We start from the raw sequence: 17,982 nt of genomic DNA, 5'->3' as shown, positions 1-17,982 counted from the left end.
TTAGTGTGTATCAGGTACAAAATCAAGAGCGATAGAATTCATACAGTATCTTTTTCCTGTTGGAGCTGGTCCATCGTCAAATAAATGACCTAAATGACCACCACATCTTCCGCAAAGTGCTTCTATTCGTTCCATTCCTATAGAATTATCGTCTTTAAAAACGATGCTGCTTTTGTTTTCTTGTTCAAAAAAACTTGGCCAACCACACTCACTAGCAAATTTAGCTCCAGATCGGAAAAGTGTATTGCCACAGGCTGCACAATAATAAGTGCCTTTTACGTCGGTATTCCAGTATTTACCTGTGAAAGGTCTTTCGGTATCTGCTTTTCGGGAAACTAAGTAAACGTCTTCGGGTAGAATTTTTTTCCACTCAGCATCAGTCAGATTTAATTTCTTTGTATCGGTATGCGAATAATACGGATTTTTAGGTTTGGTTTCAATCGAAGTCATTTCGCTACTTTTAGTCTCTTTGTTTTGTCCACAGGCTTGGAAGACAAATAGAGGAAGTAATAGTAAAATGCAAAAAAGAGTTGTTGTTTTCATAATGCTGATTTTTAAGTACATCAAATGTAATGGAAGATTATCGATAGAAATATCGAGTAGGTTACAATTTGCGTTGATTTATATAATTTTTAACTATTGATAGTTACGTTAAAAATGTCTTTTTGGATTTAAGATACAATATAAAGATGTTTTTGATAAACCGTACTCAGTTCGTAGATCGAATCTGATTTTGGTTATTGCTGTAATTGGGTTTGAAAAATTATTATGGTTTTCTTTAGCCCCGATAGAAGTGGAAATCCTTGTTGCCCGGGGTTCGGGCAACAAGATTGGAACGGATAGCGGGACGATGTTTCTTGAAAGCCCTCATGTTTTTGCTACTAAAAATAAATCTTGAAGAGGTAGATTTCTAATTCTGAATTGGAGTTTTGACCTTTATAAGGCTAAGTTTTTGTATTTTTGTGTTATCAATACAGAATATGGAAGAAGAGAAAGTAATATTAGTTAATGAATTGGATCAACAGATTGGATTGATGCCAAAGTTAGAAGCACATGAAAAGGCTATTTTGCATCGTGCTTTTTCTGTTTTTGTTTTAAATGATCAAAATGAGATTATGTTACAACAAAGAGCACATCAAAAATACCATTCGCCTTTGTTGTGGACCAACACTTGTTGTAGTCACCAAAGGGATGGAGAGTCAAATATGGAGGCGGGGAATCGCAGATTGTATGAAGAAATGGGTTTTAGTACTGAATTAAAGGAACTTTTTCATTTCATTTATAAAGCTCCTTTTGATAATGGTTTGACGGAGCATGAGCTCGATCATGTAATGATTGGTTATTATAATGAAGAGCCTGTAATTAATACCGAAGAAGTGGAAGCTTGGAAATGGATGAAAATTGAAGATGTAAAGGATGATATGCTTTTGAATCCGGATAGTTATACGGTTTGGTTTAAAATTATTTTTGATGAGTTTTATCACTTTTTGGAAGAACATGCTTTAGAGCAAAAGAACTAATCTTATAATTTTCAAATTTAAATTCTAAAATTTCCCATGAGAGTAACCTTATCTAGAAAAGCCCATTTTAATGCAGCGCATAGATTGTATAGAAAAGATTGGACTTTTGAACAAAATGATGCTGTTTTTGGTAAATGTAATAATCCTAATTTTCACGGTCATAACTACGAACTAATAGTTAGTATTACAGGAGAAATTGACAAAGAAACGGGTTATGTTATGGATGTAAAATTCTTAGCAGATATCATAAAAGAAGAAGTTGAAGACCAATTTGATCATAAAAATTTGAATTTAGATGTTCCAGAATTTCAAGATTTGAATCCTACAGCCGAGAATATTGTAGTAGTGATCTGGAATAAAATTAGAAGGAAAGTAAAGCTGGAATTCGATTTAGAAGTAGTTCTTTATGAAACGCCTCGTAATTTTGTAACGTATAAAGGAGAATAATGGGGTTAAAAGTAGGAGATAAAATTCCAAATTTTACGGCTAAAGATACTAATGGAAATGATTTTGATAGTCAGAACGTGATAGGTAAAAAGCCATTGGTTATTTATTTTTATCCGAAAGATAATACTCCAGGATGTACAACTCAAGCTTGTAGTTTTAGAGATCAATATCAAGATTTTAAAGATTTTGGAGCTGAAGTAATTGGAATTAGTAGTGATAGTGTTGCTTCACATCTACAGTTTTCGCAACAATTTAAATTGCCTTTTATTCTTTTATCAGATTTAGATAAGAAAATTAGAACTCTTTTTGGAGTTCCAAATAGTTTGTTTGGATTATTGCCGGGTAGGGTAACTTACGTTGTCGATAAAAAAGGAATAATCATTATGGTATTTGATAGTATGAGAGCAAAAAATCATATTTCAAATGTGCTTGAAGCGATCAGAAACATAATAGAATAATAAACACTAACCCTGTTTGATTATAAAAATATAGAAATTTGTAAATAAAAGATATGAGTTCAAAGAATTATCCACTACAGTTTAATGCCATTCTGAAAGAAAGAATTTGGGGAGGAGAAAAATTAAAAACTATTTTGAATAAACCAATTACGTCTAGTATTACTGGGGAAAGTTGGGAATTGTCTACGGTAGAAGGAGATGTGAGCGTAGTAGCAAACGGAGAATATAAGGGGAAACCATTGACGGAATTAATCAATGAATATCCAAATGAAATTTTAGGAACTGCTGTTCATGAAAGATTTGGAAAACAATTTCCATTGCTTTTTAAATACTTAGATGCTCGTGAAGATTTGTCGATTCAAGTACATCCTAATGACGAATTAGCTAAAAAACGTCACAATTCATTTGGTAAAACTGAAATGTGGTATGTTACACAGGCTGATAAAGATGCTAGAATTATTGTAGGGTTTAAAGAGGATTCTAGTCCTGAGGAATATGTAGAGCATTTGAATAATAAGACTTTGGTAGATATACTTGATGATGTAAAAGCAAAACCAGGAGATGTTTTTTTCTTAGAAACAGGGACAGTTCATGCTATTGGAGCAGGATTGGTAGTTGCCGAGATACAGCAAACTTCGGATATAACCTATCGTTTGTATGATTTTGATAGAAAGGATGCGCAAGGAAATACAAGAGAACTTCATATAGATTTAGCATTAGATGCTATCAATTATAAAAAAGTAGATACGTATAAAAAATATACTAAAGAGACTGATAAGTCGAATGTAGTGGTAGATTGTCCTTATTTTACAACCAATTTTATTCCGTTAGAGAATGAAAAAGCTGTTGAGAATTTAGGTTTGTCCTTTTGTGTGTATATGTGTATAGAAGGGGCTTTTGAACTAGAGTATGATGGTGCAATTTACCAATATAAAAAAGGAGATACAGTACTAATTCCTGCAGCAATGAAGTCTTATAATCTTAAGGGAAAAGCTTCAATTTTAGAAATTTACATTTCATAGCTCGTAATAGAAAGATTATGTGTACTTTTGCAAACGCAAATTAAATAAAAAATAAAATGGCAAACGTTAAGAATTTAAAGAAAGACATCAACTACGTTTTAGGAGATATTATTGAAGCAGTTTACTTGTTTGAAATTTCTACAACAGGAAAACCTACAGATGAAACGAATGCATTAATTGACGAAGCTATTGCTGCTTTTGACGGTTTGATCACTAAAGTGAACGCTAAAAACGTTGAAAATAAAAAAGCGCATTTCAAACAGATAAATGTAGAATTGGAACAAACTGCTAATCAATTGATTGCTAAAATCAACGATTTGTAGTTAAAAAAAGGGCAAAAAAAGTTTGAATTTATTTTGGAAAAACGAAATACAGGCTTATCTTTGCACCCGTAATGAGTCGCCAGCGTAGCTCAGTTGGCTAGAGCAGCTGATTTGTAATCAGCAGGTCGTGGGTTCGAGTCCCTCCGCCGGCTCAAAAAAACCATCTATTCATTTAGATGGTTTTTTATTTGAGTTCGACAAATTACAAAATACATTGAGTCTGCCAGCGTAGCTCAGTTGGCTAGAGCAGCTGATTTGTAATCAGCAGGTCGTGGGTTCGAGTCCCTCCGCCGGCTCAATTTAAAACCATCTAACTTTTGTTAGGTGGTTTTTTTATTTTATGGCTGTTTGTAATAGTCTATTGAATATAAAAAAATGTAATTTAGCCTGAACTTCAAAAAGGAATAATTACTTAAAGATGAAATGGATTACTAGAGAACGCCCTAAAATTGACAGAATAGCTTCCCCTTGGTTAATAAAAAATTTTGTTGACAAAGAAGCAGAATTTGTATATGTTCCATTCAGTCAGGTTTTAGATAAAGCAAAGGAATTGGATGCCATTCCATTTGATATTCCCAATGTAGAATTTACCCATTACGATGAGCATAGCACCTTTGACTACATCGTAAAAAAATATGAGATTAAAGATCCTGCAATTCTAATTATAGCCGATATTGTTCGCGGAGCAGACACAGACAGGCATGATATCGCAAAAGAAGCGGCAGGACTTTGGGCAATTTCTGCGGGACTTTCGTATAATATTACAGATGATCATAAATTATTGGAAAACGGAATGGTTATTTATGATGCGTTATACAGTTGGGCAACGCATTTATACAAACAAAAACATTTGCAGAATAGTCCTTTTGAAAATTTATTGCACGAAGTATATCATAAATTTTTAAAGAAAGAAAAAGCAAATAAGAAAAAAACTCCTGCTTGGGTCAAAGATTTGAAGGCAATTATTCAGGATCAGATAGATACCCAATTTACTTTTGATCTAAAGAAAATTTCGAATGACTTGGAACTTAATCCTTCTTATTTATCAAGGGAGTTTTCCAAGTATTTTGAAGATCTCAACTTTGGAGATTATGTTAGGAAATTACGAATTGAAAAAGCAATTTCCCTTATTCAAAATTCAGACTATACTCTTACAGAAATAGCCTATATGACTGGATTTTCGGATCAAAGTCATTTTACGAGAATTTTTAAACAGAGTACAGGGAAAAATCCGTCTTCTTATCGAAAAAATTCCCAAAAAAGTAATTCAGATACAAAAGGTAAATAGCGTACTATTTCTATCTTTTTAGTATAATTAATTTTGTTGTCATAAATAAATTAAATTATTATGACACAAGTTAGATATGTAATCCTTTTTGCTGTATTGGCATTAAGCACTTCTGTTTTTTCTCAGACAACTTATCCGAAAATAACAGGGTATTTTTCGGTAATGCATCCTATAGCAACTTTTAGTGAAGAAGAAACTACCGTAAATTTTAGAGATTATTATTCTGTAAATTTTCCAACTGGAATCAATATTTGGAAAAGTGCCAAAATTGGATTTTCTTTTGAAATAGCCCCTAGCATAAAAACTGATGATGGGATCAGTAAAGTAAATAGTGTGTTGTTTCATCCGGGTGTATTGGTTGCATTAGGTCATGGCTACATTTTTGCAGGAAGAGCTGCGTTTGAAACTAGCGGCAGATTTGGTGTTACGCCAGTAATAACGAAAACAGTAATAAAAAATACTAACAGCAGTTATTATGTTTCTGTTCCATTTCCGGTACGATTTGGAAATGATCATCCCGCCAGTTTTACTGTAGGCTTGCAACTTGGTATTGCTTTTTAAAAAAAAACATGAAAGAGAACCCAACATATAGTTTAAAAGAATTACTTCTTTATTTCCTGAAATTAGGTACAATTGGTTTTGGTGGACCAGTAGCATTGGTTGGCTATATGCATAAAGATTTAGTTGAAAACAAAAAATGGATTTCAGAAGAAGAATATAAAGAGGGTTTAGCTTTAGCACAATTAGCACCTGGTCCATTGGCGGCTCAATTGGCGATTTACCTTGGATTTGTGCATTACAGTTTTTTAGGAGCAACGCTGATAGGATTTGCGTTTGTTTTACCTTCATTTATTATGGTTGTGTTATTAGGGATCGTTTATAAATTATATGGGGGATTATCTTGGATTCAAGCTGTTTTTTACGGCGTAGGTGCAGCAGTTATTGGTATTATTGTGATGAGTTCTTATAAACTGACTTTAAAGTCTATTGGTAAATTCAATTTAGTCTCTTTTAAAACCAATTGGTTATTGTGGTTATTTTTTATAGTTGCTGTGATTGTAACATTGGTTACACAACAAGAACAAGTTTTATTATTTGTATTGGCAGGACTTATATATATGTTTGTCAAAGCCCCGCCAAAATGGTTTAATGGTAAAACTGCCAATTCTATTGTTTTGTTGCAAATGGGTTTTTGGAGCTATGACAATTCTACTTTAATCAAAATTGCCGTTTTTTTTGCCGAAGCTGGTGCATTTGTGTTTGGTAGCGGATTGGCAATTGTTCCATTTTTACATTCAGGAGTTGTGATTGAAAATCATTGGTTGACGGAACATCAATTTGTGGATGCGGTAGCCGTTGCAATGATTACTCCTGGTCCAGTTGTTATCACTGTTGGTTTTATTGGTTATTTAGTTGCGGGTTTTCCGGGTGCTTTGGTTGCAGCTTTAGCAACATTTTTGCCATGTTATTTTTTTACAATAGCTTTAGCTCCATCCTTTAAGAAAATAGCACAAAATAAATCAATCAAAGCTTTTGTAGACGGAATTACTGCGGCGGTAGTTGGGGCATTAGTGGGAGCTGTTGGTGTAATTGCATCCAGAAGTATTTTGGATATTCAAACAACTATTATAGCTATTGCAACAATTTTTGCTTTACTTTATATTAAGAAAATTCAGGAACCTTATATTATTGCTGTTGCAGCGATTGTGGGAATCATTATAAAATTAGTGTTATGAATAGAAAAGATTTTTTAAAATCGAGTACTTTGTTTGGAGCTGCTGCATTAGTACTTCCTACTACGAATGCATTTGCAGAAAACTTAGCCGACAATTCTATTGATAAATTGGTAGATGCCAATGGTAATTATATTCAGCAAATATTACCATACAGCGAAAATTTTCTAGAACCCTATATGGATGCCGAAACTTTACATCTGCATTATACTTTTCATCATGGTGGAGCAGTAAAAGGAGCAAACAAGGATATGCAAATGATAAAAAAAGCATTGGACGATAACAATTTGGAAACGGTTGATTTTTGGACAAAAAAGTTATCTTATCATTTTTCGTCACATATTTTACATTCGATATTTTGGACAAATCTTACGAATAAAAGCAACTTGCCAAAAGGGGATTTGTTAAAACGAATTGAGAAAAACTTTGGCAGTTTCGATAGATTAAAAGTTTTAATTGCTGCAACTGCAAAAAATGTTGACGGTAACGGCTGGGGAATATTAGCCTACCAACCTTACAGTGATAGCTTGGTAATTTTGCAATGTGAAAACCACGAAAAACTAACACAGTGGGGAGCAATTCCAATATTAGTTATTGATGTTTGGGAACATGCTTATTATTTGAAATACAAGAACAAACGTACTGATTTTGTAGATGCTTTATTTAATATCATCAATTGGGATAATGTAGCATTGCGATTGAATGATGCATTGAGATTGATGAAATAGTATTGTTTAATTGTTTTTAAAAAAAATATGTTTGTTGTGATAGACAGATGTTTTTTTATTTTAAATAAAATTTGATTTCTTCTACGATTGGGGTGTTGATTCCTATTGGTTTGCGAGAGGGATAGAAGCAAGCTACCGAAGTAGCGCATTCTATGATAAAAAACAATTAAATTTAAAAGATTAACAGGCAAATTTATATGTGTTTATATATGGTGTTTGTCTGTTAATTACAGAGAAAACACGTCCTATTATTTTGCATTTTACATTGTTTAAGATTAACATAGCATTTTTGCCTTCCCTTTTTTTTCTTTCATAATATTCTTTGAGTTGCGGATCATGTTTTACTGCTACTAAAGCACACATTTGTAATATTGATTTCATTTTTTTATCTGCCATATGATTTACTTTGGTTCGTCCTTTTATACTCGAACCCGACGTATGTTCAAAAGGGGCGGTTCCAGCGTAACAAGCCAATTTCCTCGCATTATCAAATGCTGTAAAACCTCTTGTAACAATTAACATATAGATAGCCGTTTTATCTCCAATGCCAGGAACACTTTTAATCAATTCAAATTGTTTTTTCAATTCAGAATGACTAGATATTATTGCTTCCATTTCCTTCTCAATAGATTTTAATGTTGCTTTTAAAAACTTCACCGTTTTATTATTTATTCCTTTAATTGATTGATAAATCTGTTTTGGCATAAAAGCAGCATTCTCTTTTGTCCTCTCAAAAATTTTAAATGATTTCATTACTTTTTCTCTTTCAGTGAAAAGCAATTTTAATTGTTGAATTACTGTTTCTGGCAAAGTAGAGAGTTTTAGTTTATCAACATTTCGGAGGCTGTACAAAGCAATGTCTTTAGCATCTGCTTTGTCATTTTTGCCTCTCGAGATTCCTTTAGATCGTTTGATTTCAATGGCTGGTACAACCCAGAAATCAAGATTGCTTTCAGATAGACAGCTACTCAAAGGAAAAGTATAAACCCCGGTGTTTTCACAGCAAAACAAAACAGCAGTTAAATCTATCTTCTGTTTTGTTAAGTTTTTTAAAATTTCCTTAACACCTTTTAAATTGTTTTCTACAATGAAATGATTAATTACATTTGGCTCTTCTTTTTTTAAAAGCACTACATCTAATTTTGATTTTGAAATATCAACACCTACATAAAATAAATAGTTTTTCATAACTTTGAATTTAGGATAAACAAAAATGTTGAACTTCTTTAGAGCCTTTATTAGACCTTGATGTCTATCATTCTATTTGAAGCAATTCAACGGGATTCAAGGAGAAGACAGAGGACTAATGCGCTACATAAGTCACAAGCTTGGCGGATAGCATAGTTCACCTCTGTTTTCCTTTGAATAAAGTTACTGTTTTTATTAAACACAAAGTAAAGGCGTATAGCCCGACCGCATTACAGCAAGGGGGCGAATAAGCGTTATGAAAAGTAGCCCCATTGTTGTAATGTGGTCTCGCTCTAAAATTTCTTATTTAATATATAGGTATAAAAAAACCGCCTTGATTAGGCGGTTTGAAATGTAAAATAAGTTGAATTATTTAGCTTCACTTTTTTTGATGGCATCAACATATTTAGTCAATTTTTTACCATAAAATGAGTTGGCAACTTTTGGTGTCATTGTTTTTTGAATGGTATCCAAGTATTTAATATTGATGTCGTATATTTCGGCTAAAGCGATATATGGCGCTATTTCATGGTCTTTATGATTTACAGCAAAATTGGTTGCATAAAGATATTTACGTCTAATGTTGTTGTCTTGAGCAGCAGTAATGCTGTCTATTGTTTTAGTGTTGTTACTTTTTATTGCTTTGAATTTTTTTTCAATCAAGGTTAGATTTTCATCAGTAAAGCGAGAGTTTATTTTTTTGTACTCCTCGTATAGTTCCTGATTTTTAGATCCTGTGACTTTAGCACTTGAAATGAATGAATCTAAGTTGGTATCAATATTGATGATTCCAGGTTCAGCAAAAAACATGATGTTATTGTCAAGTGAATTGGTTACACCTCTGTCAAGATATAGGTATAACATCTCAGGTGATTTTAAATCAATATTACTTTCAAATGTAGATTGTCCGTCAATTTTGATACTGTCAATAGCAACAAGAGCAGAATCATTATATCTTTGAATATATAAAGTGCCTTCTTTTAGTCCTTTTATATTTCCTGTAATATGAAGATTTTTTTTGGATTCATTTTTGTTACATGCAACCAAAAGGATTAGGGAAGCAAAAGCAATAATAGCGTTTTTCATGGGTAATTAAATTTGTTTTTTTTAGACATAAAAAAGCAATTTTTCAGTATTGAAGTATAGCAATTTTAGGGTTGTTTATTTTTGGCGCAAAATAAAGAAAATTGTTGAAATGAATGGTCTATCGTCTCTGAATTTCAAAAAAAAATCCCATCCGCAGCGGCGAATGAGATTTTATGTATAGTTGATTGATTATTAACCTTTCAGCCAAGCTTCTCTTAAAGCAGCTTTTGATGCATCTGTAGCTTCAAGGCCTTCGACATCTATATAAGGGAATTTTACTTTTCCAGTCAATATTTGCTCTTTCCCATCTCTTCTAATTTTAATAGAAATTGGATCGTTCTCTTTCCATTTTTGACTATCAGTAATCATGTCATATATATTGTCTAGAGAATACGGTTTGTCATTAATGGCAAGGATAACGTCTTCACCTTTTAGATTTAATGTACTATAGAAAATATTTAATTCTTTGTTTGGAGCAACAAAAATTTCTTTAGTTTCTTTGTCTACTCCAATATATGGGACCTGTCCTTTTAGAAAAATTCCGTCTGGTATTTTTTTGGTGTTTTTGGTTACACCAACTTTGGCTAGATAATCATAATATGGAATTGGAGTTGGCCCAGAAACGTATTTGGTTAAAAACGTACCTACCTCTGGATAAGTTAATGAAGTGATTTTGGCAAATAAATCTGCATCATTAAATGGTTTTGATATACCATATTCATTAGATAATTGGTGCATTAAATCTAAGATTCCTCTTTTTCCATTACTGCTTTCTCTAATTTGGATATCCAAACACATTCCAATTAAGGCTCCTTTTTGATACACATTTAAATATTGATCTTTATAAGGTTCAGTCAAAACATTGGCGCTCATTGTGGTGAAAGGCATTGTGTCATTCATTGCATTGGCACCTTGTATTTTTTCGGCAATACGAGAATAGAAATCATTTTCATCGATTAAGCCTTGATTGATTTGAAATAAATTAGCAAAATATTCTGTTACCCCTTCATACATCCATAAATGCTCTGACATTTTTGGAGCATTGTAATCAAAATACTGAATTTCTTTGGAATGAATAGTCAAAGGAGTTACAATATGGAAGAATTCATGAGAAACCACGTCTTTCATTTGTTTTACCAATTCCTCTTTAGGCATCATTTCCGGCATAACTACGGTTGTTGCTGTAGGATGTTCTAATGCTCCAAATCCTTTGGCATCGGTAGGGGACATTGTAGAGAGATATAGAATAACAGTATATTTTTTTGTTGAATTAATTTTTCCTAAAAATGTTTTTTGGGCAGTCATCATTGTTTTCATTTCAGGAGTAATGCTCTCGGCTGTAAATTTTCCTGATGGTGAGTAAACTGCAATTTGAATATCCATTCCATCTACTGTAAATGTAGTATAGTCTGGTTTAGAATACATAATAGGATTTTCTATTAACTTTGAATAAAGAGGCATCTCAAAAAGATCTACAGAAGTAGAATCATTTTTATCAATCATTGATGTCGCGCCCCAAAGTGTTGCGGGATGTAGAATGGTAACCTTATAAGGCGTTTCTATTTTGTCTTTAAAATAACCTATAAAACCATGTAAGTTAAGCATGAAGTTTTTGCCTGCATCGATATTTGTACCACATGGTGAAAAAATATCATCTTGTCCAAAACCACTTCCTTTTTCTATATCAAATGTATCGTTTACTAAATACGTGATTTTTACTAATGATTTTGCATTTTTGATTGACCAAGTGTTGTCATCCGTTTTTGTAACGGTCAATAGATCCCCTTTTTTGTTATAGGCTTTAAAATCGGCAACATATTTTCCATAATCATCTACTGAATAAGTTCCAGGGACAGTTTTTGGAAGGCTATATGTGATTTCTTCTGTTTTGATTTTTGGAGCTTTGACAGTAACTAAAACCTGATCATCTTTTACATCGGTAAGGTTGATAGTTACATCAATTTCTTCTTTTTTTGAATCGATAGCTCCCATTGTGTTCGCTTTACTAGTCCAGATTAGAGAAGAGAAAGCAAGTGCAAATATTATTTTTTTCATTTATTTATTAGTTTGTTTTGTGAATTAGTATTTCAGATTTTAAAAATGTTACAAAAATATCATAACAAAAGGTTTAAGTTAAAAAATAGTCTGATTGCGAACTGTCCATTTTAGGGTATTCTTTGATTTAAAAAAAATCAATAAACGATATAGTAATACTAATTCTAAAAATGAAAAACTCCTGATTATCAGGAGTTTTTAAGGCTTGGTTAGTCTAGTTTATTTTTGATATAGTATTTTCCATCTAAGTCTTCATCAAAATCATCGATTTTTTGAGGCTTTGGTTTCGGTTTACTTGCAATTGCTTTCTTTTTCCACATTTCGTATTTTTCAGTCGGCATTTTCTTTTTCATAATTTCAAGAACCTCCTTTTCAGCTAATCCAAATTCTTTGTGAATAATTTCAAATGGATTTCTCTCTTCTTGGGCCAATGCAATCAGTCTTTCTGTTTGTTCCCAGTTTAATTCTTTACGGTTACTCTTTTTCATCACGTGAAAATTAATTCAGTTTGGTGTTAATGATTAATAAATTTGATTTTAAATCTTATACCAATATTAATAAAAATTATAATTACTTTTTATTTTAAGTAAAAAAAAAATCATTTTTTTTATTCTTTTAAATTAGTGATATTTTTTAATGAGGAATATTGAGTATTCTGTTATTTAATCACTCTAAAAGTAAGATTTATTCTTGGGCCTATTGATTTTGTAGTCTTAGGAACTTGATGTTTCCAAAAATGTTGTGTTGTACCTTTCATTAATAATAGGCTGCCGTTTTCTAGAATGATGTTCTTTTTTTGGGAAGTATCTGTATTGTGTTTTAATTGAAAGTTTCGTTCAGCACCCAGGCTTAATGAAGCAATTATTGGATTTACACCTAATTCTTTTTCATTATCAGCATGCCAGCCATTCCCATCATTGCCATTTCGATAATAATTCAACAAAACGGTGGTGAAATTTGTAGCACAAGTATTTTCGATAAGTGATTTAATTTTCTGTAAAGCCGGTGTCCAATAATGCGGTTGCATGATAATATTAGAATAGGAGTATGGCTTGCCTTCATTTCCATATAATGCCGTCAATCGTGGCTGAAAATGTTTTTTGCCATAAACTGTGATTTCATCCTGTTGCCATGGAATGTTTTTCTGTAATTCCTGAAAAAGAGAATTGGCTTCTTCTTCTGAGAGAAAGCTTGGGTAGTAGATGATTTCTGCATCAGGTAGATTAAAAAATAAGGGCTCGGATTGAAAAAGTGAGTTCATATTGTAAAAGTAAAGAGAAAAACGAAATACTTGATTTCATTTTTCTCTTTAAGATATTATTATAAAAGTAGAGTTGTTATTATGCTTCGGAATGATCTTCAAGTAACGTTTTATAAATAAAACCCGCTACAATAGCACCTAAAATAGGAGCGGCCCAAAACAACCAAAGTTGTGATAATGGTTCACCACCAACAAAAATAGCCTGCGATAATGATCTTGCAGGGTTTACAGAAGTATTGGTAATAGGAATGCTGATTAAGTGAATCAGTGTTAGACCAAGCCCAATAGCAACTCCAGCAAATTTTCCGTTTGCAAATTTATCCGTAGCGCCAAGTATTATTAAAAGGAAAAATAAAGTCAGTACAAATTCAGCAATAAAAGCAGCTTGAAGTGAATAACCATCAGGTGAAAATGCACCATAACCATTAGATGCAAAAGTACCAGCTTTTGTATTATCTATTATAAAACCAGCTTTTCCTGATGCAATTGTAAAGAGTGTTCCTGCTGCGGCAACAGCTCCAATACATTGTGCTATAATATAAGGTAATAAATCTTTGGCTGAAAATCTTCCGCCTGCCCATAATCCAAAAGATACCGCAGGATTAAAATGCCCTCCCGAGATATGTCCAACAGCATAGGCCATGGTTAAAACGGTAAGTCCAAAAGCTAGTGAAACTCCAACAAATCCAATTCCTAAATTAGGTATGCCTGCCGCAAATAGTGCGCTACCACAACCTCCAAAAACTAACCAATACGTTCCGAAAAATTCTGCAAAAAGTTTTTTCATGATAAAAAAAATTAAGTTAATAGTTTATTAAGTGAAAATTAATCAATCAGTATTCCGATACAACTTATTATCAATTTAATAATGAATTGTATATATTACGAATTTATAAAAAAATTAACACATAATTACTATCGTTTTTAATCTTTTAATGTTGATAGTCAGTAACTTTTATTGTTTCTTTAAATTTACATTCATTATAATGATGGCCAATATAATAAGGACTATTCCAATCCATTGTATCAGGACGACTTTTTCATGAAGCAGAAAATAAGCCATTAAAACAGAAACAGGAAGTTCTAATGCCGAAACGATACTTCCTAATCCAATACCAGTAAGTGGGAAACCGGCATTCATTAACATTGGCGGAATAATAGTTCCAAAAAGTGATAGTATAATTCCCCATTTCAAGAGTATTTCATAATGAAAAGCAGTATTCTGGGTGGCAATGGCAAAGATTAAAACAATTATAGCGCCTCCAAAAAGCATGTACAAGCTACGCTGAGCAGAGGAAATCCCTAAACCAATTCGGTTTGCCGTAAACATTGTAGTTGTAAACGAACAAGCTGCCAAAATCCCCATTAAAAGTCCTCGCCAATCCAATTGAATTTTATTTTGAAATATGTTTGTTGCTAAAAGGGTTCCTATTAATACCACACCTGCAGCAATAATTTTTTGTGTAGAAGGAATCTTCTTTTCCAAAATCATTTCTAATAATAAACCTATCCATACAGTTTGCATTAACAATACAATAGCAATAGAGACCGGTATGTATCTTACAGCTAGATAGTAAAATACACTAGTCAATCCCATAGATGTTCCAGCAAGCATCAATTGAAATACGTTTTTCATGCTAGCTTTTACAATCTCATTCTTGTTTTTCGCTTTTTGAAATCCATTAATGATCAGCATTCCTGCAATGCCTAATATAAATTGAGAGATAGTAACTTCCGCAGTTGAGTACCCTTCTGTATAAGCCATTTTTACAAAAGTAGCTAGCATACCAAAACTAGAGGCACCAGCAGCGACCAGGAAAACGCCTTTGAATGTGTTGTTTTTAAACATTTTAAGGATGTGATTATTTAGGTAAAAAATACTATTCTACTTCAGTAGTAGGATTTTGCTCTTTGTCAATTCCTATATGAGTCAGGTCGCTCAAATGCAAACGTAGCGCTTCAACAGAAATATTAATTTCCCAAAAGCAAAGTGCCAAAGAGATTAATAAAGCAAATAAGCTAGAACCAAATAAGTATATTCCGATCAATTGATGATCTAAAAATAATACAAGCATGGTAAATACAGATAAGAATAAACTCAACACACCAGCCATCTGCATAAAGCGAATAAGCGTCAGCCTTAGATTCAGATTTTTAATTTCAAGCAAAATCATTCGATTCTCTTTTTCTTTATAAGCTCTCTTCAAACCGCGAATAATAGTAGCAAGTGTCAAAAAACGATTGGTATAAGCCAATAGTATTAAGGAAGTAGCCGAAAACAATAAAGCAGGGGTTTCAATATGAAGTGTCATTCGTACCGTTTTAGATTACAAAGGTCGTACATTTTAAGTAGTATCAAAAAAATGCTGCCAGTAAATATAGAATAGTGCTACTACTTAGGAGCTATTTCCTGCTATATGTTACAATCTTGTGTGCCGAACCCCGGCTCACAAGGATTTCCACTGCTATCAGGGTTAGGGCATCAGGTTTCATAATAAAGAAAGTAGAAAACCACACCTTATATATAGTATAGGAGCAATAAAAGAAACCCCCTGTTTCATACAATTCCAACGCAATCCGAACTGCCACCACCCAAGAACCCCAAGTAATAAAAGAAAAAATCCGTGTAAATCCGCTTGATCCGTAAAATCTGTGGCCTATGCCAAAGTGATACACCCCACATAAAAACCAAAAAACGGCTTCAAATCCCATCAAAACGTCAAAAAGAGCAATAAAAGGTGGTTCTAAATTACGAACTCATCAAAAAGTACTACCTGTAACTTGCGATAAACCAGAGTATTAAAAAATAAACAAAAAATAGTTGCGAAAAGCCATTGCAGAAACGAATAAACGAGCTACTTTTGCACCCGCAAGAACTGCTACGCTCTTAGAAACCCTGACAAGTTAAAAAATCAAAACGAAAAAATATTTTCAAAAAAAAATTTAAAAAAGCTTGTGAGATTTAAAAGAGTAGTTTACTTTTGCACCCCGCAAAACACGCAACGTTCCTTGAGATACTGATAAGAAAAGAGAAGAAATTGAGAATTAAATTTTTCAAAAAAAAACTTTAAATTTTCTTGCCAGTTAAAAAGAAATTGCTACTTTTGCACCCGCTTTGAGAGACAATCGAAAAGCGAAATAATAAAGAAGACACGTTCCTAGACATATTGAATTGACAGCCGTTCTGATGCAAATCAGAACAAATAAAATAAGAGTAATAGAATCGTATAGATTTGAATAAAGACCAATAGAGACTGAGTCGAATAATAATTAGAATTAGATTAATCTAATTCAAACAATATACGATGAAGAGTTTGATCCTGGCTCAGGATGAACGCTAGCGGCAGGCTTAACACATGCAAGTCGAGGGGTATTGTTCTTCGGAATGAGAGACCGGCGCACGGGTGCGTAACGCGTATGCAATCTACCTTTTACAGAGGGATAGCCCAGAGAAATTTGGATTAATACCTCATAGTATTATGACTCGGCATCGAGATATAATTAAAGTCACAACGGTAAAAGATGAGCATGCGTCCCATTAGCTAGTTGGTAAGGTAACGGCTTACCAAGGCTACGATGGGTAGGGGTCCTGAGAGGGAGATCCCCCACACTGGTACTGAGACACGGACCAGACTCCTACGGGAGGCAGCAGTGAGGAATATTGGACAATGGGCGCAAGCCTGATCCAGCCATGCCGCGTGCAGGATGACGGTCCTATGGATTGTAAACTGCTTTTGCACAGGAAGAAACAACATTACGTGTAATGTCTTGACGGTACTGTGAGAATAAGGATCGGCTAACTCCGTGCCAGCAGCCGCGGTAATACGGAGGATCCAAGCGTTATCCGGAATCATTGGGTTTAAAGGGTCCGTAGGCGGTTTAGTAAGTCAGTGGTGAAAGCCCATCGCTCAACGGTGGAACGGCCATTGATACTGCTAGACTTGAATTATTAGGAAGTAACTAGAATATGTAGTGTAGCGGTGAAATGCTTAGAGATTACATGGAATACCAATTGCGAAGGCAGGTTACTACTAATGGATTGACGCTGATGGACGAAAGCGTGGGTAGCGAACAGGATTAGATACCCTGGTAGTCCACGCCGTAAACGATGGATACTAGCTGTTGGAAGCAATTTCAGTGGCTAAGCGAAAGTGATAAGTATCCCACCTGGGGAGTACGTTCGCAAGAATGAAACTCAAAGGAATTGACGGGGGCCCGCACAAGCGGTGGAGCATGTGGTTTAATTCGATGATACGCGAGGAACCTTACCAAGGCTTAAATGTAGATTGACCGGTTTGGAAACAGACTTTTCGCAAGACAATTTACAAGGTGCTGCATGGTTGTCGTCAGCTCGTGCCGTGAGGTGTCAGGTTAAGTCCTATAACGAGCGCAACCCCTGTTGTTAGTTGCCAGCGAGTCATGTCGGGAACTCTAACGAGACTGCCAGTGCAAACTGTGAGGAAGGTGGGGATGACGTCAAATCATCACGGCCCTTACGCCTTGGGCTACACACGTGCTACAATGGCCGGTACAGAGAGCAGCCACTGGGCGACCAGGAGCGAATCTACAAAACCGGTCACAGTTCGGATCGGAGTCTGCAACTCGACTCCGTGAAGCTGGAATCGCTAGTAATCGGATATCAGCCATGATCCGGTGAATACGTTCCCGGGCCTTGTACACACCGCCCGTCAAGCCATGGAAGCTGGGGGTGCCTGAAGTCGGTGACCGCAAGGAGCTGCCTAGGGTAAAACTGGTAACTAGGGCTAAGTCGTAACAAGGTAGCCGTACCGGAAGGTGCGGCTGGAACACCTCTTTTCTAGAGCCTTAGTGTTAGTTGATTTATCAACACGGTAAGGAAAGAAGACGAAGAATT

Annotated in this window: 18 protein-coding genes, 2 tRNA genes and 1 rRNA gene; 12 read left to right on the top strand and 9 right to left on the bottom strand. The window is 34.1% G+C overall.

Annotation, left to right across the window (positions count from 1 at the left end):
• Nucleotides 1-543, bottom strand: coding sequence for a peptide-methionine (R)-S-oxide reductase MsrB (gene msrB / locus ACUN3A_RS05690; RefSeq protein ID WP_445550367.1), 543 nt, complete (start codon nucleotides 541-543; stop codon nucleotides 1-3).
• 437 nt (nucleotides 544-980) lie between these two features.
• Between msrB and idi the strand changes: the two genes are divergently transcribed.
• The 11 genes from idi to ACUN3A_RS05635 all read left to right on the top strand — a co-directional run bounded on the left by idi (nucleotide 981) and on the right by ACUN3A_RS05635 (nucleotide 7,519).
• Nucleotides 981-1,520 carry an isopentenyl-diphosphate Delta-isomerase gene (gene idi, locus ACUN3A_RS05685; protein ID WP_445550366.1) on the top strand — a complete coding sequence of 180 codons (540 nt, stop codon included), beginning with the start codon at nucleotides 981-983 and terminating at the stop codon, nucleotides 1,518-1,520.
• A 36-nt stretch (nucleotides 1,521-1,556) separates the two neighbouring features.
• The gene (locus ACUN3A_RS05680; RefSeq protein ID WP_445550365.1) at nucleotides 1,557-1,967 is read left to right on the top strand and encodes a 6-pyruvoyl trahydropterin synthase family protein; all 411 of its coding nucleotides are present in this window, start codon (nucleotides 1,557-1,559) and stop codon (nucleotides 1,965-1,967) included.
• Nucleotides 1,967-2,425, top strand: a complete 459-nt coding sequence (locus ACUN3A_RS05675) for a peroxiredoxin (protein WP_445550364.1) — start codon at nucleotides 1,967-1,969, stop codon at nucleotides 2,423-2,425. The genes ACUN3A_RS05680 and ACUN3A_RS05675 overlap by 1 nt, the downstream gene beginning before the upstream one ends.
• Nucleotides 2,426-2,478: 53 nt before the next feature.
• Entirely contained in the window at nucleotides 2,479-3,447 is a 969-nt protein-coding gene (locus tag ACUN3A_RS05670; RefSeq protein ID WP_445550363.1) for a type I phosphomannose isomerase catalytic subunit, read from the top strand.
• A 56-nt stretch (nucleotides 3,448-3,503) separates the two neighbouring features.
• Nucleotides 3,504-3,770 (top strand): hypothetical protein, encoded by a 267-nt coding sequence (locus ACUN3A_RS05665; RefSeq protein ID WP_445550362.1) that lies wholly within the window; start codon nucleotides 3,504-3,506, stop codon nucleotides 3,768-3,770.
• A gap of 78 nt (nucleotides 3,771-3,848) precedes the next feature.
• A tRNA-Thr gene (locus ACUN3A_RS05660) sits at nucleotides 3,849-3,922 on the top strand.
• 70 nt (nucleotides 3,923-3,992) lie between these two features.
• Nucleotides 3,993-4,066, top strand: a tRNA-Thr gene (locus ACUN3A_RS05655).
• 122 nt (nucleotides 4,067-4,188) lie between these two features.
• Nucleotides 4,189-5,058: a chromate resistance protein ChrB domain-containing protein gene (locus ACUN3A_RS05650; protein WP_445550361.1), complete on the top strand. Its 870-nt coding sequence runs from the start codon at nucleotides 4,189-4,191 to the stop codon at nucleotides 5,056-5,058.
• A 60-nt stretch (nucleotides 5,059-5,118) separates the two neighbouring features.
• Nucleotides 5,119-5,619, top strand: coding sequence for a hypothetical protein (locus ACUN3A_RS05645; protein ID WP_445550360.1), 501 nt, complete (start codon nucleotides 5,119-5,121; stop codon nucleotides 5,617-5,619).
• A gap of 8 nt (nucleotides 5,620-5,627) precedes the next feature.
• On the top strand, nucleotides 5,628-6,794 hold the full coding sequence (locus ACUN3A_RS05640; RefSeq protein ID WP_445550359.1) for a chromate transporter: 1,167 nt from the start codon (nucleotides 5,628-5,630) through the stop codon (nucleotides 6,792-6,794).
• Nucleotides 6,791-7,519 carry a superoxide dismutase gene (locus tag ACUN3A_RS05635; RefSeq protein ID WP_445550358.1) on the top strand — a complete coding sequence of 243 codons (729 nt, stop codon included), beginning with the start codon at nucleotides 6,791-6,793 and terminating at the stop codon, nucleotides 7,517-7,519. Before ACUN3A_RS05640 ends, ACUN3A_RS05635 begins: the two co-directional genes overlap by 4 nt.
• 180 nt (nucleotides 7,520-7,699) lie before the next feature.
• On the opposite strand, the gene ACUN3A_RS05630 is transcribed toward ACUN3A_RS05635, so the two are convergent.
• The 8 genes from ACUN3A_RS05630 to ACUN3A_RS05595 all read right to left on the bottom strand — a co-directional run bounded on the left by ACUN3A_RS05630 (nucleotide 7,700) and on the right by ACUN3A_RS05595 (nucleotide 15,421).
• Nucleotides 7,700-8,707 carry an IS110 family transposase gene (locus ACUN3A_RS05630; protein WP_445549790.1) on the bottom strand — a complete coding sequence of 336 codons (1,008 nt, stop codon included), beginning with the start codon at nucleotides 8,705-8,707 and terminating at the stop codon, nucleotides 7,700-7,702.
• A gap of 369 nt (nucleotides 8,708-9,076) precedes the next feature.
• Nucleotides 9,077-9,793: a DUF4369 domain-containing protein gene (locus ACUN3A_RS05625; protein WP_445550357.1), complete on the bottom strand. Its 717-nt coding sequence runs from the start codon at nucleotides 9,791-9,793 to the stop codon at nucleotides 9,077-9,079.
• 192 nt (nucleotides 9,794-9,985) lie between these two features.
• Nucleotides 9,986-11,848, bottom strand: a complete 1,863-nt coding sequence (locus ACUN3A_RS05620; protein ID WP_445550356.1) for a M61 family metallopeptidase — start codon at nucleotides 11,846-11,848, stop codon at nucleotides 9,986-9,988.
• Between the two features lie 209 nt (nucleotides 11,849-12,057).
• Nucleotides 12,058-12,336 carry a DUF2805 domain-containing protein gene (locus ACUN3A_RS05615; RefSeq protein WP_445550355.1) on the bottom strand — a complete coding sequence of 93 codons (279 nt, stop codon included), beginning with the start codon at nucleotides 12,334-12,336 and terminating at the stop codon, nucleotides 12,058-12,060.
• A 170-nt stretch (nucleotides 12,337-12,506) separates the two neighbouring features.
• Nucleotides 12,507-13,109: an alpha-ketoglutarate-dependent dioxygenase AlkB family protein gene (locus tag ACUN3A_RS05610; RefSeq protein ID WP_445550354.1), complete on the bottom strand. Its 603-nt coding sequence runs from the start codon at nucleotides 13,107-13,109 to the stop codon at nucleotides 12,507-12,509.
• A 79-nt stretch (nucleotides 13,110-13,188) separates the two neighbouring features.
• Nucleotides 13,189-13,896: an aquaporin Z gene (gene aqpZ, locus ACUN3A_RS05605; protein ID WP_445550353.1), complete on the bottom strand. Its 708-nt coding sequence runs from the start codon at nucleotides 13,894-13,896 to the stop codon at nucleotides 13,189-13,191.
• Between the two features lie 168 nt (nucleotides 13,897-14,064).
• Complete coding sequence (locus tag ACUN3A_RS05600; protein WP_445550352.1) at nucleotides 14,065-14,958, bottom strand: EamA family transporter; 894 nt, start codon at nucleotides 14,956-14,958, stop codon at nucleotides 14,065-14,067.
• 31 nt (nucleotides 14,959-14,989) lie between these two features.
• Nucleotides 14,990-15,421, bottom strand: coding sequence for a DUF2721 domain-containing protein (locus tag ACUN3A_RS05595; protein WP_445550351.1), 432 nt, complete (start codon nucleotides 15,419-15,421; stop codon nucleotides 14,990-14,992).
• A gap of 990 nt (nucleotides 15,422-16,411) precedes the next feature.
• Between ACUN3A_RS05595 and ACUN3A_RS05590 the strand changes: the two genes are divergently transcribed.
• Nucleotides 16,412-17,925 (top strand): 16S ribosomal RNA (locus tag ACUN3A_RS05590).
• The last annotated feature ends 57 nt before the right edge of the window (nucleotides 17,926-17,982 follow it).

The sequence above is a fragment of the Flavobacterium sp. WC2509 genome, assembly GCF_052683105.1.
This window is presented reverse-complemented; position numbering and strand designations above follow the sequence as displayed.

Excerpts from the sequence above, each read along its gene's own strand:
- ACUN3A_RS05675 (WP_445550364.1), top strand. The coding sequence starts at position 1,967 with ATGGGGTTAAAAGTAGGAGATAAAATTCCAAATTTTACGGCTAAAGAT.
- ACUN3A_RS05665 (WP_445550362.1), top strand. The coding sequence starts at position 3,504 with ATGGCAAACGTTAAGAATTTAAAGAAAGACATCAACTACGTTTTAGGA.
- ACUN3A_RS05640 (WP_445550359.1), top strand. The coding sequence starts at position 5,628 with ATGAAAGAGAACCCAACATATAGTTTAAAAGAATTACTTCTTTATTTC.
- ACUN3A_RS05600 (WP_445550352.1), bottom strand. The coding sequence starts at position 14,958 with ATGTTTAAAAACAACACATTCAAAGGCGTTTTCCTGGTCGCTGCTGGT.
- ACUN3A_RS05610 (WP_445550354.1), bottom strand. The coding sequence starts at position 13,109 with ATGAACTCACTTTTTCAATCCGAGCCCTTATTTTTTAATCTACCTGAT.
- ACUN3A_RS05650 (WP_445550361.1), top strand. The coding sequence starts at position 4,189 with ATGAAATGGATTACTAGAGAACGCCCTAAAATTGACAGAATAGCTTCC.
- ACUN3A_RS05595 (WP_445550351.1), bottom strand. The coding sequence starts at position 15,421 with ATGACACTTCATATTGAAACCCCTGCTTTATTGTTTTCGGCTACTTCC.
- ACUN3A_RS05630 (WP_445549790.1), bottom strand. The coding sequence starts at position 8,707 with ATGAAAAACTATTTATTTTATGTAGGTGTTGATATTTCAAAATCAAAA.
- aqpZ (WP_445550353.1), bottom strand. The coding sequence starts at position 13,896 with ATGAAAAAACTTTTTGCAGAATTTTTCGGAACGTATTGGTTAGTTTTT.
- idi (WP_445550366.1), top strand. The coding sequence starts at position 981 with ATGGAAGAAGAGAAAGTAATATTAGTTAATGAATTGGATCAACAGATT.
- ACUN3A_RS05615 (WP_445550355.1), bottom strand. The coding sequence starts at position 12,336 with ATGAAAAAGAGTAACCGTAAAGAATTAAACTGGGAACAAACAGAAAGA.
- ACUN3A_RS05670 (WP_445550363.1), top strand. The coding sequence starts at position 2,479 with ATGAGTTCAAAGAATTATCCACTACAGTTTAATGCCATTCTGAAAGAA.
- ACUN3A_RS05680 (WP_445550365.1), top strand. The coding sequence starts at position 1,557 with ATGAGAGTAACCTTATCTAGAAAAGCCCATTTTAATGCAGCGCATAGA.
- ACUN3A_RS05625 (WP_445550357.1), bottom strand. The coding sequence starts at position 9,793 with ATGAAAAACGCTATTATTGCTTTTGCTTCCCTAATCCTTTTGGTTGCA.
- ACUN3A_RS05645 (WP_445550360.1), top strand. The coding sequence starts at position 5,119 with ATGACACAAGTTAGATATGTAATCCTTTTTGCTGTATTGGCATTAAGC.
- msrB (WP_445550367.1), bottom strand. The coding sequence starts at position 543 with ATGAAAACAACAACTCTTTTTTGCATTTTACTATTACTTCCTCTATTT.
- ACUN3A_RS05635 (WP_445550358.1), top strand. The coding sequence starts at position 6,791 with ATGAATAGAAAAGATTTTTTAAAATCGAGTACTTTGTTTGGAGCTGCT.
- ACUN3A_RS05620 (WP_445550356.1), bottom strand. The coding sequence starts at position 11,848 with ATGAAAAAAATAATATTTGCACTTGCTTTCTCTTCTCTAATCTGGACT.